This window comes from Streptomyces sp. NPDC046122 (assembly GCF_056429965.1).
Genome location: NZ_JBWKLQ010000001.1, coordinates 1,069,862 through 1,082,797 on the forward strand (window position 1 = coordinate 1,069,862; position 12,936 = coordinate 1,082,797).

The following is a 12,936-nucleotide window of genomic DNA, read 5'->3' on the forward strand; positions in this document are numbered from 1 at the left end:
TCACAGCAGGTTGCGCAGGGCGCGGTCACGGACCATGAGCGCGGCTCGCTTGTCGGGGAGGTCGAGTTCCGCGGAGAAGCGGAACCCGGCCGCGAGGAAGGCGGAGACGGAGGGGGTGTTGCGCAGATCGGGTTCGGCGACGACACGGGCGCAGGCGGGACGGTGGTCGAACACGAGGTCGGCGACGGCCCTCAGGAGCGTCGTGCCGAGGCCGCGGCCACGGTCGGCCACGCCGCCGACGAGGAGATGGACGCCGGTGTCGTGCGGACGCGCCGGATAGTGGCGGGCCAGCGGGTCGAGGTCGGCGCGGTAGATCTCCCAGTAGCTCATGGGGACACCCGCCAGTACGCCGAGGCAGGGTGCGCTGCGGCCGTCGCCTTCGAGCTGGGGGCGCAGGTGGGCGGCGGTGAGTTCTTCCGGCCCCGCCAGCTCCCAGAAGGCGGCGACGGCTGGATCGTTCATCCACCGGCTGATGAGCGGCACGTCCCGTTCCAGGCGTACGGGAACGAGCTGGAACGGACCGGCGTCGGTGGTGACGGGTCCCCATGCGGCGGGGGCGTCGAGGAGGCCGCCGGCGGCGGGCCCGGGTGCGGCCGCCGGCACGTCGTCACCGAACAGCGCGACCAGCTCTTCGGTCAGCCGCAGGTCGAGGGTGTCCTCGGTGCTGGATCCGGCGCGGGGCCCGGGGTGGGTTCCTGCGTCGGTGCTCGCATCGGTGGGAGGCACGGCGACGCTCCTCTCAGCAGTTCGGGTGGGTCATGTTCCTTCAGGTGCGAAGGGGGTTGGCGATGGTCACGTAGACGGACTGGGTGTCGACCGGTCCTTCGAGCTCGTCGAGGCCGTGCAGACGGGTGAGCAGATTGGCCTTGCAGCGGAGGCCGGGGCTCTCCAGGAGCTGTGCGGGCAGCGGCGAGCCGAGCGCGGCGCTCTTGCCCAGGAACTGGCGGAAGGCGGCGATCAGGACGCGTTCGTCGGCGAGCCGCTGGGCGCCGAACGCTCCGATGAGGCCGAAGACGTTGTTGATGCCGAGGTAGTACGCGAAGCGTTCGTCCGTGACGGCGTCGGGGACGAAGGTGTCACTGGTGGCGCCGATGCCGGGGAGGCGGCGTTCGAGTCCGGCGCGCCGGGACTCGCGGAAGTAGTAGCCCTGGTTGTCACGGTAGCGGCCGCCGGCGGGCCAGCCGTCGGGGTCGAGAAGGACCAGGGTGTTCTGCTGGTGGGCTTCCAGCGCGACCCCTGCCGTGCCGTCGAGCCAGAGGACCGGGCGTACGACGTGGTCGAGGTAGCGCAGGAACCACTCGGCGGCGACGGCTCCGGTGGGCCGGCCGGTCCGGGCGGCGAGGCGGGCGACGACGTCCGCGAGGCGGGAGTGCATGTCGCTGCGGCCGGGCCAGGGACGCGGGGCGGTGAGACCGGCCAGGCAGACCGCGTCGTCGCCGGGGCCGAACGGGTTGTGCCGCAGGAGGGCGTCGAGGCCGGGCACCGGTTCGCCGTCCACCGTGTCCACGGCGAGCCACGCCGGGTCGCGCACGATGTCGAAGCCGGGGTGGGCGGCCTGCCATTCCTCGGCGAGCCCGGCGCGCAGGAGCCGGTGGACCTCGACGCCGCGGTGGAGTTCCTTGCGGAGGTTCTCACGGCGGGAGTTGGTGATGCGTACGCCGAGCGAGAGCTTGAGCATCACGGGCGCACCGGGGCGGTGCACGGTACGCACGGAGGAGGTGGGGTGCCACGGGTCGCCGTGCGGGCCGAGGTCGTGCAGCAGCCCCTGCTCCAGGAGCGCCGCGACGGCGGGCCGGTGCCGGAGCTCGCGGGCCTGCCACGGGTGGAGCGGCAGCGGGACCGTCCGGCCGGGGAGGCGGAGCCCTTCGGCGAGGCGGGCGACGAGCTGCTCGGCGGGTACGGCGCGGCCGCGCTCGGTCCACGCGGAGTCTCCGGCCAGTACGGACCGGTCGACCGCCATCCAGTGCAGCGGGAAGGAGCCGTGCAGCTCCGGGGAGTACTGCTGGGCTTCCGCGTCGGAGAGCCCCTCGCGGCTCTTGGGCGTGGGGTGCAGCGGGTGCCCGAGGAGGAGCGACTGTTCCGCGCTGAGGAACAGGTCCGCCTCCGGGGCCGGGCCCGGGTGTGCGCGCCGCTCGGTGATGAACCGGGCGGTGCGCCGTACGGAGTCGGCGACCCGGCCGACCAGGTCCGCTCCTTCGCGCTGCCCCGCCTCGCGGCCGAGGAGCGCCGCGACCGTGACGGCGTCGGCGGGCGGCGCACCCTGCGGGCCGCCCTCCAGGACCGGCATGCCGAAGCGGTGCCAGCCGGTGGCCGACCAGTAGCGGACGGGGACGAGCAGGGCGGTGGCGCTGGCGTCGAGCGGGACGCGCAGGGTCGGTCCGAGGGGCCGGTCGAGGTCGTTCTCCCTGATCCAGCACCGCAGCAGGTTCTCCACGGCCGCCGCCTCAGCGGCCGTGTGCGGGTCGGGGTGGTCGAGCAGGTCCCCGTCGACGGCCGGGGCCGGGGCCGCTGTCTGCGGGCGTCCGCCCGGTCCCGGCCCGAGCTGCTCCCCGTGGGGGCTGCCCTTCTGCCGGGGCACCTTGGCCTCGTCGGCCACGAGGCGGCCGTGCGCGGCGCCCTCTGTCCGGTCGTGCGCGGTGGGACGGTCGTCGGCCTCGGACGCATCGGATGCGGGAGTGGGGTTCACGGGGGGTCTTCCTTGGGACGAGGTCCGGGGTCAGTTCGAAAGCCCGGTCTGTTGCCGGTGGTACGGAGAGCGTTCGGCGGCCGACAGGGCGTCGGCGAGGCGGTCGAGGACCGCCGTGGCCTGTTCGTCGGTGAGCGTGAGGGGAGGCAGCAGACGGACGACCGAGGAGTGACGTCCGCCGAGCTCGACGATGAGTCCGCGCTCCAGGCACTCCTGCTGGACGGCGGCGGCCAGCGCGGGCGCCGCCGGGGGGACGGCCGAGGAGGTGCGGCCCCCGGCGTACGGGTCCCCGGCACGATCCGCGTCGGGGCCGGCCTCGGGGTCCACGAGCTCGACGCCGATCATCAGTCCCCGGCCCCGTACGTTCCCGATGCAGGGATGGTCGGCGGCCAGCCCCTGCAGCCGGCCCGTCATGCGGGCGCCGAGCACGGCGGCCCGCTCCGCGAGGCCGTTCTCCCGTACGTACGCCAGGGTGGCGGCGCCCGCCGCCATGGCGAGCTGGTTGCCGCGGAACGTACCGGCGTGCGCACCCGGCTCCCAGGCGTCGAGGTCCGCCCGGTAGACCACCACGGCCAGCGGGAGACTGCCGCCGATCGCCTTGGACATGACCATCACGTCGGGCACGATGCCGCTGTGCTCGACCGCCCAGAAGGCGCCGGTCCTGCCGACGCCGGTCTGCACCTCGTCGGCGATCAGCGGAATGGAGCGGTCCGCCGTGATGCGGCGCATCCGGCGCATCCACTCGTCCGGCGCGGGGATGACGCCCCCCTCCCCCTGCACCGGTTCCAGGATCATCCCGGCCGGGGAGGTCACGCCGCTCTTGGGGTCGTCGAGGAGGTTCTCGGTCCAGCGGGCGGAGAGTTCGGCGCCGCGTTCGCCGCCCACGCCGAAGGGGCACCGGTAGTCGTACGGGTAGGGCAGCCGCGTCACCCGTACGTCCTGGGCGCCGCCGGATGCCTCGAGGGCTCCCGACGTCATGCCGTGGTACGCGCCGGTGAAGGACAGCAGTCCGCTGCGGCCGGTGGCGGTGCGCACCAGCTTGAGCGCGGCCTCGACCGCGTCCGTGCCCGCCGGGCCGCAGAACTGCACCCGCGCGTTGTCGGCGAGCCCGCGCGGCAGCGTCTCGAACAGCTCGGTGATGAACGCGTCCTTGACGGGGGTCGCGAGGTCCAGGACGTGGAGCGGCGCACCCGAGTCGAGCACTTTCCTGACCGCTTCCAGGACCACGGGGTGGTTGTGACCCAGTGCCAGCGTCCCGGCGCCCGAGAGGCAGTCGAGATAGCGCCGCCCGTCCGCCCCCTCGATCGTGAGTCCTCGCGCGCGTACGGGCACGATCGGCAGCGAGCGCGCGTACGTACGGGCGGAGGACTCGCGCAGCGACTGGCGCCGCAGGATCCCGTCCTGAGCAGCGGTCAGCACCGCAGCGGCTGGTTCGGTCACGGCCACGTCTGTTGGTCCTCCCGCGGTGAAGCCTGCGTCGCGCGCACTGGTCTGTATGTCCGTGCCCGTCCGGGCGGAACACCGACCCTGCGTCCCCCGTACGTACCAACGACGGTGGCGCCCGGGGATCACGGGCAATAAGAAGATCCTTACGTCGGGGGAACCGTGCCCCTGCCGCGCGCCGTCCCCATCGGCACCGGCATAGTGGGGACCGCGCTCCGGCCCGGCACTCCGCCGCCGGGATGCGCGATGCGTGCAGAGTTCGCAGAGTTCACAGAGTTCGCTGAAGAAGATGTCGAAGTCCCAGGGGGATCCATACATGCGACCCATTCGCCCGACCATCGCAGCACGTGGCGGGAGGAGCGCGCGTCGCCGAACCTCCCCCGTGCTCGCGGCTGTCGGCCTCACCGCCGCCCTCGCCCTGACCGTCACCGCCTGCGGGCCGACCGAGGACAACGCGGGCGGTGAGCCGAGCGCCCCCGCCGGCCAGGTCACCGGCGGCAGCGACGGCAAGATCGTCATTCCCGAGGACCTGAAGGACCGTCTCAAGGAGCACGGCGTCGACCTGGACAAGTGGAAGGGCGGCGCCTGGAAGGACTGGAGCAGGGACGACTGGCTCCGCGAGGCCGAGGACTACATCAACCCGATCATCGAGGACCTCTGGGACGCGGACCGCATGCGGGACGCCGAGGAGCCCGACCGGCCGGTGGACAACGACATCTCCGGCGACGAGGGCGTCACCGACCCGACGCCCGCGCCCGTCCAGGCGCAGCCTGTGAAGACCCCGTACTCCGCGAGCACGCCCGAGGCGGGCAAGCTCTTCTTCGACGGGCCCGAGGGTTCGATGGTGTGCTCCGCGACCGTCGTCAAGGATCCGGCGCACCCCGGCAAGTCCAACATGGTGTGGACGGCCGGCCACTGCGTGCACGCCGGCAAGAAGGGCGGCTGGTACCGCAACATCGCCTTCGTCCCGTCGTACAACGACACCGCCAGGTCGACGGCGGAACTGGGCAGCGCGCCCAAGAACGAGGTCACTCCGCACGGCGTGTGGTGGGGCGACTGGGCGCAGACGTCGACGCAGTGGATCGCCGAGGGCGGCCCGACCGGCGGCGAGGGCGCTCCGTACGACTTCGCGGTCCTGCACGTCACTCCGGAGAAGGGCAACGGCAAGTCGCTGGAGGAGACGGTCGGTTCGGCGCTTCCGGTGGAGTTCGACGCACCCGCCACGCCCGGCATCGCGAGCATGACGGCGACCGGCTACCCGGCCGCTCCGCCGTTCGACGGCCAGAAGCAGTTCCAGTGCGCGGACAAGCCGGGACGCCTGTCCATCAAGTCCGGTGACCCGACGATGTACCGCATCGGCTGCACCATGACCGGTGGTTCCTCCGGCGGCGGCTGGGCGGCCACCGGCCGGGACGGCAAGCCCGCGCTGGTCTCCAACACGTCGATCGGTCCGGTGACGGCCGGCTGGCTGGCCGGTCCGCGCCTGGGCAAGGAAGCCAAGGACATCTTCGACACGGTCAGCGGGAAGTTCGCCGACAAGTAGCGGAGCGCGGCAGGTGACTGCCGGTCAGGGGCCCCCGGCGTACGCGCCGGGGGCCCCTGCTGTGCCGCCGCCCGCCCGCGGAAAGCCCGAAGGCCGCCCCCCGTCGTGAGGGGGCGGCCTTCGGGCCCGCACTGTTCTCGCTGCGGCTCGGCGGTCGCGGGTCAGCGGGTCGCCGGCACGTACGGCGCCAGGTCGGACGCCAGCTCCTCGTGCACCCGTACCTTGATCAGCGTGCCGTCCCCGGTGTGCTCTTCGGAGATGACCTCGCCCTCGGCGTGCGCCCGGGAGATCAGACCGCCGTGCGTGTACGGCACGAGGGCCTCGATCTCGACCTCGGGCCGGGGCAGCTCGGAGTCGATCAGCGCCAGCAGCTCCGCCATGCCCGCGCCCGTACGGGCCGACACCGCGATCGCGTGACGCTCGATGCGCAGGAGCCGCTGCAGCACGACCGGGTCGGCGGCGTCCGCCTTGTTGATCACCACGATCTCGGGCACGTCCACCGCGCCGACGTCGCGGATCACTTCGCGGACTGCCGCCAGCTGCTCCTCCGGCGCCGGGTGCGAACCGTCCACCACGTGCAGGATCAGGTCGGAGTCGCCGACCTCCTCCATCGTGGACCGGAACGCCTCGACCAGGTGGTGCGGCAGGTGCCGTACGAACCCGACGGTGTCGGCGAGCGTGTAGACCCGGCCGGTCGGCGTCTCGGCCCGGCGCACGGTCGGGTCGAGGGTGGCGAACAGCGCGTTCTCCACCAGCACGCCCGCGCCCGTGAGGCGGTTGAGCAGCGAGGACTTTCCGGCGTTCGTGTACCCGGCGATGGCGACCGAGGGCACCTTGTTGCGCTTGCGCTCCTGGCGCTTGATGTCGCGGCCGGTCTTCATCTCCGCGATCTCCCGGCGCATCTTCGCCATCTTCTCGCGGATCCGTCGCCGGTCGGTCTCGATCTTGGTCTCACCGGGACCACGGGTGGCCATACCGCCGCCACCGCCGGCGCCGGCGCCGCCCATCTGGCGGGACAGGGACTGACCCCAGCCGCGCAGCCGGGGCAGCATGTACTGCATCTGCGCGAGCGCGACCTGCGCCTTGCCCTCGCGGGACTTGGCGTGCTGGGCGAAGATGTCGAGGATCAGCGCGGTCCGGTCGACCACCTTGACCTTGACGACGTCCTCGAGGTGGATGAGCTGGCCCGGGCTGAGCTCACCGTCGCAGACAACGGTGTCGGCCCCGGTCTCGATCACGATGTCGCGCAGCTCGATCGCCTTGCCCGAGCCGATGTACGTGGCCGGGTCGGGCTTGTCGCGGCGCTGCACGACGCCGTCGAGCACCAGCGCGCCGGCGGTCTCCGCGAGAGCCGCCAGCTCCGCCAGCGAGTTCTCGGCGTCGCGCACGGTGCCGGAGGTCCACACACCGACCAGCACCACGCGCTCCAGGCGCAGCTGCCGGTACTCGACCTCGGTTACGTCTTCGAGCTCGGTGGAGAGGCCGGCCACGCGTCGCAGCGCGGCGCGGTCGGAGCGCTCGAACTGGTCGCCGTCCCGCTCCCCGTCGACTTCGTAGCTCCAGGCGACGTCCTCTTCCATCAGGGCATCGGCCCGAAGGCTCTCGGTCACGTTCTCCGTGAAGCTCTGTGCGTCCTTGGAAGCGGAAGAAGAGGAGGTCATTGGATCCTTACGTCGAAAGAAAACAGGGTACGCCGATCACAACGCGTGACGTGGCCGGAAGATTCCCGATGTGCGCGGAGCTCCCCGGCCCGGCAGCGCGGCCGGCCCGTTGATAGTGGCACGCCGCGCGCCGGGCCGTCACTCCGGTTTTGTGCCCGCTTTCGGCACCCTCTCACCCTCCACGGGGGCCGTCTCCGCGCTAGCCCCGCGCGGGACCGCCACCGGCAGGCGCCCCGGCGGCCCGGCCCGCCGCCTTGGCCGGCGTCGTGGCCGCCTCGGTGCGCCAGTCCGGGTGCCCCGGCATCGCCGGTGTCTTCTTCCCGTACAGCCACTCCTTGAAGAACCCGGTCAGGTCCCGGCCCGCGATCTCCGAAGCGAGGTTCGTGAAGTCGCCGGTCGTCGCGCTGGTGTCGCGGTGGTCGGCGACCCAGCGGCGCTGCAGCTCCCCGAAGGCCTCCTTGCCGATCTCCTGCCGCAGCGCGTACAGCACCAGGGCGCTGCCGTCGTAGACGACCGGCCGGAAGAGGCTGATCTTCTTCCCCGGCGCGGGACGGAGCGGAGCGGCGGGCGGCCCGCCCTGGGCCCGCATCGCGTCGGACTGCACGTACGCCGCGCGCATCCGAGCCTCCAGCGGACGCTTCGCGTGATCCTCCGCGTACCGGGCCTCGTACCAGGTGGCGTGGCCCTCGTTGAGCCACAGGTCGGACCAGGAGCGCGGGGAGACGCTGTTGCCGAACCACTGGTGGGCCAGCTCGTGGACCATGATCGAGTCGACGTACCAGGCGGGCAGGTCGGACCGGGTGAACAGCGACCGCTCGAACAGCGACAGCGTCTGGGTCTCCAGCTCGAAGCCCGTCTCCACGTCGGCGATCAGCAGCCCGTACGCCTCCAGCGGGTAACGGCCGATCTGCCGCTCCATCCACTCGAGCTGCCCCGGCGTCTTCTTCAGCCACGGTTCGAGCCGCGCCCGGTCGGCGGTGGGCACGACGTCGCGCACGGGAAGGCCGTTCGGCCCCTTCCTGTGCACGACGGCCGACCGGCCGACCGAGACCTGGGCGAGTTCGGTCGCCATGGGATGCCTGGTCCGGTACGTCCAGGTGGTGCCGGCCGCCGCCTTCTCGGCCCGTCCCACCGGCAGCCCGTTGGCGACCGCCGTCAGACCCTCGGGCGCGGTGACGCGGAACGTGAAGAGCGCCTTGTCGGCGGGGTGGTCGTTGCACGGGAACACCCGGTGGGCGGCGTCGGCCTGGTTCGCCATGGCGAGACCGTCGCGCGTGCGCACCCAGCCGCCGTCCGGGCCCTCCTTGGGATGAGGGTCACTGGTGTGCCTCACGGTGACGCGCAGCGGCCACCCCTGGTGCACCGGAGTGTCCGGCGTGACGATCAGGTCCTCGCCCGCCGTCTCGTACGCCGCGCGCTCTCCGTTCACCTCGACCGACGCGACCGTGCCGCGCGAGAAGTCGAGGTTGACGCGGTCGAGCCGCTCCGTGGCCACGGCGTCGATCTTCGTGACGGCGTCCAGGGGCTTGCTGTTGCTGCCCGAGTACGTGAAGGAGATGTCGTACGCGCGCACGTCGTAGCCGGGGTTTCCCAGGTGCGGGAAGAGCGGATCGCCGATGCCGAGCGCCACCGGTGGTGCGGGGGCGGGCACGGTCGCGGCGACGAGGGTGGCCGAGGCGGCGGCCAGCAGGGCGGCACGCAGGCGCCGGGAGGTGATCAGCATGGCCTACCGCTATCAGCGCCGGACGCGGCCGCCGTGACGGCACGCGACGTTCCCACTCGAAAGAGCGGCGCGTTCGATCAGGCGCGGGCCGAGGGAGCCGGTGGCCGCGACGCAGGTGGCCGGCCCCGGCGCGGTCCGTGGGGCGGTGGGCCCCTCAGGCCGTCGCGGGGCGCTGGGCGCGGCTCACGTCGTACACGCCGGGCACCTGGCGCATCGCGCGCATCAGCGCGGGCAGCCCGGCGGCGTCGGGGAGCTCGAGCGTGTACGTATGGCGCACGCGCTGCTCGCTCGGGGGTTCCACGGTGGCCGAGACGACCGCCGCGCCAGCGGTGGCGATGACCTCCGTGAGGTCGGCGAGGAGCCTCGGGCGGCCGAACGACTCGGCGACCAGGGTGACCCGGCAGCCGCCCGTCGCCAGCCAGCGCACGCCCACCGGCTCCCTCCCGTGCGCCCGCATCCGTCCCACCGCGGGACAGACCTCGCGGTGCACGGTGACGACGCCACCGCGCACGGCGAAGCCGGTGACGGCGTCGGGCGGTACGGGCGTACAGCAGCCGGCGAGCCGTACGAGGGCGTCCGGGAGGTCCACAACGGCGTTTCCGGCGACGCGGCCCGCGGGGGCTCCGTGGTCAGGGCCCCCCGCGCCCCCTGCGGTCCGGGGCTCCGGCGGCCTGCCGGCGGCCCCCGGCGGGGCGGGCGCCTCGGTCTGCGGGTGGGCGGAGAGCCAGCCGGTGATGGCGATGCGCGCGGCGGGTGTGCGGGTGTGGTCGAGCCACTCGGGCAGGGGGCCGGAGCCGATGTCGTGGGCGAGGAGCGGCTGCACGGTGTCGCCGTCGTTCAGCACCGTGCTGAGGGTCGCCAGGCGGCCGTTCACGCGCGCGCCGATGCAGCGGTGCGCCGCCTCGCCGTGCTGCGCGTACGCGGCGTCCACACAGCTCGCCCCGGCCGGCAGGCCCAGCGTGCCGCCGTCCGCGCGGAACACCGTGATCTCGCGGTCCTCGGCGAGGTCCGCGCGCAGCGACGTCCAGAAGGTGTCGGGGTCCGGCGTGGACTCCTGCCATGCCAGCAGCCGGGAGAGCCATCCGGGCCTGGTGGGGTCGGCGCGCTCTCCGTCGTCCGCCGTCTCGGCGTCGTCGGTCGGCGCGTACGGGTTGCCCAGCGCCACCACGCCCGCCTCCGCCACCTTGTGCATCTGGTGTGTGCGGATGAGGATTTCGGCCACCTCGCCGTCCGGTCCCGCGACGGCCGTGTGCAGCGACTGGTAGAGGTTGAACTTGGGCGCCGCGATGAAGTCCTTGAACTCCGAGACCACCGGCGTGAAACAGGTGTGCAGTTCGCCCAGCACTCCGTAGCAGTCGGCGTCCTCCGCGACGAGCACCAGGAGCCGTCCGAAGTCCGTCCCGCGCAGCTCTCCGCGTTTCAGCCTGACCCGGTGGACGGAGACGAAGTGGCGCGGCCGGACGAGGACTTCGGCGGTCAGGCCCGCTTCGCGCAGCACCTTCCGGACGTCCTCCGCGATGACGTTCAGGGGATCGCCCGCGCCGGCGTCCGCCGCGATGAGGGCCCGGGTGCGCTCGTACTCGTCCGGGTGGAGGATCGCGAAGACCAGGTCCTCCAGTTCCGTCTTGAGGGCCTGTACGCCGAGCCGTTCGGCGAGCGGGATCAGCACGTCGCGGGTGACGCGGGCGATCCGGGCCTGCTTCTCGGGGCGCATCACGGTGAGGGTGCGCATGTTGTGCAGCCGGTCGGCGAGTTTGATCGACATGACCCGCACGTCGTTGCCGGTGGCGACGAGCATCTTGCGGAACGTCTCGGGTTCGGCGGCCGCGCCGTAGTCGACCTTCTCCAGTTTCGTCACGCCGTCGACGAGGAAGCACACCTCGTCGCCGAATTCCGCCCGCACCTGTTCGAGCGTCACGTCCGTGTCCTCCACGGTGTCGTGCAGGAGCGCGGCGGTCAACGTCGTGGTCTCGGCGCCGAGTTCGGCGAGGATGAGCGTCACGGCGAGGGGGTGCGTGATGTAGGGCTCGCCGCTCTTGCGCATCTGCCCGCGGTGCGACGACTCGGCCCGTACGTACGCCCGGTGCAGGATGCTCAGGTCCGCGTCGGGATGGTGGGCCCGGTGGGCGTCCGCGACGTGGCCGATCGCGTCGGGCAGCCGGTCGCGCGACGTGGGACCGAGGAGGGCGACCCTGCCGATCCTGCGGAGATCGAGCCTGGTGCGGCCACGCCTGCGACTGGTGGCGCCTGGGTTGGCGGCCTCTGCACTCATGGGCACCTCCGGCAGCTTCGACCGGCGGTGGACGGGTGGACCCGCGTCCGGGCCGGTGCTTGATGCTACCGAGCCCACCACGCCCCGCAGTCCCGCTCTCGCTCAGCGTGAACCGGATCACCCATTCGAGCGAAGCTGAGCACGATGCCCGTTTCCTGTCGCTCGCACGGACGTGCGCGCAGCGCTACCGGGCCGCGGCGAGCCAGTGCGGGTCGACGACGCCCTCGGCGACGATCACGGCGGGGCCGGTCATCTCGACGGCCCCGTCGGGGCGCTCGGTGATCACCAGGCGCCCCCCGGGGAGGTCCACGGCGTACGACACGGGCTCACCGGTCACGGCGGGGTCGGCGCCGTCCCTGCGGGCGGTGGCGACGGCCACGGCGCACGCGCCCGTGCCGCAGGAACGGGTCTCGCCCGAGCCGCGCTCGTGGACGCGCATCGCGACGTGGCGCGGACCGCGGTCGACGACGAACTCGACGTTGACGCCGTCGGGGTACGCGGCGGCGGGGCTGAACGGCGGGGCGTCGTACAGACGGCCGGCGTGGTCCAGGTCGTCGACGAAGGCGACGGCGTGCGGGTTGCCCATGTTCACGTTGCGGGCGGGCCACGCGCGGGCGCCCACCGAGACGGTCACGTCGCCCTCGGGCAGAACGGCCCGGCCCATGGAGACGGTGATGTCGCCGAGGTCGCCGCCGGGCCCCGTCTTGGCGATGTGCACCTGCTTGACGCCGCCGCGGGTGGCGACGGCCAGGTCGCCCTCGCCCACGAGGCCCGCGTACTGGAGGTAGCGGGCGAAGACGCGGACGCCGTTGCCGCACATCTCCGCGATCGAGCCGTCCCCGTTGCGGTAGTCCATGAACCACTCGGCCTCGTCGGCCATCGGCCGCGCCTCGGGGTGCTCGGCGGACCGTACGACGTGCAGAACGCCGTCGCCGCCGATGCCGGCCCTGCGGTCGCAGAGCCGCGCGACGAGCGAAGGGGGCAGGTCGACGGCGTTGTCCGGGTCCGGGACGATCACGAAGTCGTTCTCGGTGCCGTGGCCCTTGAGGAAGGCGATCTGCGAAGTGCTCACGGCGTCCATCGTACGGGCCGGGTACGACAGCCGGTCAGCGGAGGCGGGCCACGCGCCAGACGGCCAGGGCGACGAGTCCGGCGCCCACGACGACGTACAACGCGATCATCCGCCAGTCGGGCCGCCTGCCGGACTCCCTGGAGGGGAGTCCCGGCCAGGTGTGGCCCACACGGCGGGCGGCCATCATGCCCCAGCCGGCGGCGCAGCAGCTGATCAGCAGTCCCAGCATGGCGACGACCGCTCCGCCGTCGCCGAACTCGAAGGCCAGCGGGAAGGCGAACATCAGCGAGCCCATCGCGGCGAGTCCCACGATCGGCGCGAGCTGCCAGATGCGCAGGCGTCGCTGCGGGCGCAGCTCGACCTCGACCTCGGGGCCCGTCGCGGCCTCGGAGGTCCCGTCCTGCTGGTCGGGCCCGTCGGGGCTCAACCGTTCCGGTTCGTCCTGCGTCGTGTCACGAGGGCCGGCTTCCATCGCCACGCGCCCTCCCAACTTGGACTCACTGGTCGATCGAAGCTTGATGATGGCACGGGCACGG

General features: G+C 72.8%; 9 protein-coding genes. 1 reads left to right on the forward strand and 8 read right to left on the reverse strand.

All coding sequences use genetic code 11. The annotated features are described in order from the left end of the window. From AC07FK_RS04585 to AC07FK_RS04595, 3 genes are read right to left on the reverse strand one after another with little or no spacing between them, the layout of a single operon-like run. Nucleotides 1-726: a GNAT family N-acetyltransferase gene (locus AC07FK_RS04585; protein ID WP_479102441.1), complete on the reverse strand. Its 726-nt coding sequence runs from the start codon at nucleotides 724-726 to the stop codon at nucleotides 1-3. A 40-nt stretch (nucleotides 727-766) separates the two neighbouring features. Then, entirely contained in the window at nucleotides 767-2,686 is a 1,920-nt protein-coding gene (locus AC07FK_RS04590; RefSeq protein WP_479102443.1) for an IucA/IucC family protein, read from the reverse strand. A gap of 30 nt (nucleotides 2,687-2,716) precedes the next feature. After that, nucleotides 2,717-4,132: a diaminobutyrate--2-oxoglutarate transaminase family protein gene (locus AC07FK_RS04595; protein WP_479102445.1), complete on the reverse strand. Its 1,416-nt coding sequence runs from the start codon at nucleotides 4,130-4,132 to the stop codon at nucleotides 2,717-2,719. Nucleotides 4,133-4,445: 313 nt separating this feature from the next. On the opposite strand from AC07FK_RS04595, the gene AC07FK_RS04600 reads away from it, so the two are divergent. Beyond that, a complete protein-coding gene (locus AC07FK_RS04600) occupies nucleotides 4,446-5,672 on the forward strand; it encodes a trypsin-like serine peptidase (protein WP_479102447.1) in 1,227 nt (408 codons plus the stop codon). Nucleotides 5,673-5,833: 161 nt separating this feature from the next. On the opposite strand, the gene hflX is transcribed toward AC07FK_RS04600, so the two are convergent. From hflX to AC07FK_RS04625, 5 genes are all read right to left on the reverse strand, one after another. Then, nucleotides 5,834-7,333 (reverse strand): GTPase HflX, encoded by a 1,500-nt coding sequence (gene hflX / locus AC07FK_RS04605; protein WP_479102448.1) that lies wholly within the window; start codon nucleotides 7,331-7,333, stop codon nucleotides 5,834-5,836. A gap of 199 nt (nucleotides 7,334-7,532) precedes the next feature. Then, on the reverse strand, nucleotides 7,533-9,056 hold the full coding sequence (locus AC07FK_RS04610) for a M1 family metallopeptidase (RefSeq protein ID WP_479102450.1): 1,524 nt from the start codon (nucleotides 9,054-9,056) through the stop codon (nucleotides 7,533-7,535). Between the two features lie 154 nt (nucleotides 9,057-9,210). Next, nucleotides 9,211-11,328: a RelA/SpoT family protein gene (locus AC07FK_RS04615; RefSeq protein ID WP_479102451.1), complete on the reverse strand. Its 2,118-nt coding sequence runs from the start codon at nucleotides 11,326-11,328 to the stop codon at nucleotides 9,211-9,213. A gap of 184 nt (nucleotides 11,329-11,512) precedes the next feature. Next, nucleotides 11,513-12,400, reverse strand: a complete 888-nt coding sequence (gene dapF, locus AC07FK_RS04620; protein ID WP_479102452.1) for a diaminopimelate epimerase — start codon at nucleotides 12,398-12,400, stop codon at nucleotides 11,513-11,515. Nucleotides 12,401-12,434: 34 nt separating this feature from the next. Beyond that, a complete protein-coding gene (locus AC07FK_RS04625) occupies nucleotides 12,435-12,872 on the reverse strand; it encodes a hypothetical protein (protein WP_479102594.1) in 438 nt (145 codons plus the stop codon). Nucleotides 12,873-12,936: the final 64 nt, after the last annotated feature.

Excerpts from the sequence above, each read along its gene's own strand:
- AC07FK_RS04600 (WP_479102447.1), top strand. The coding sequence starts at position 4,446 with ATGCGACCCATTCGCCCGACCATCGCAGCACGTGGCGGGAGGAGCGCG.
- hflX (WP_479102448.1), bottom strand. The coding sequence starts at position 7,333 with ATGACCTCCTCTTCTTCCGCTTCCAAGGACGCACAGAGCTTCACGGAG.
- AC07FK_RS04610 (WP_479102450.1), bottom strand. The coding sequence starts at position 9,056 with ATGCTGATCACCTCCCGGCGCCTGCGTGCCGCCCTGCTGGCCGCCGCC.
- AC07FK_RS04615 (WP_479102451.1), bottom strand. The coding sequence starts at position 11,328 with ATGAGTGCAGAGGCCGCCAACCCAGGCGCCACCAGTCGCAGGCGTGGC.
- AC07FK_RS04625 (WP_479102594.1), bottom strand. The coding sequence starts at position 12,872 with ATGGAAGCCGGCCCTCGTGACACGACGCAGGACGAACCGGAACGGTTG.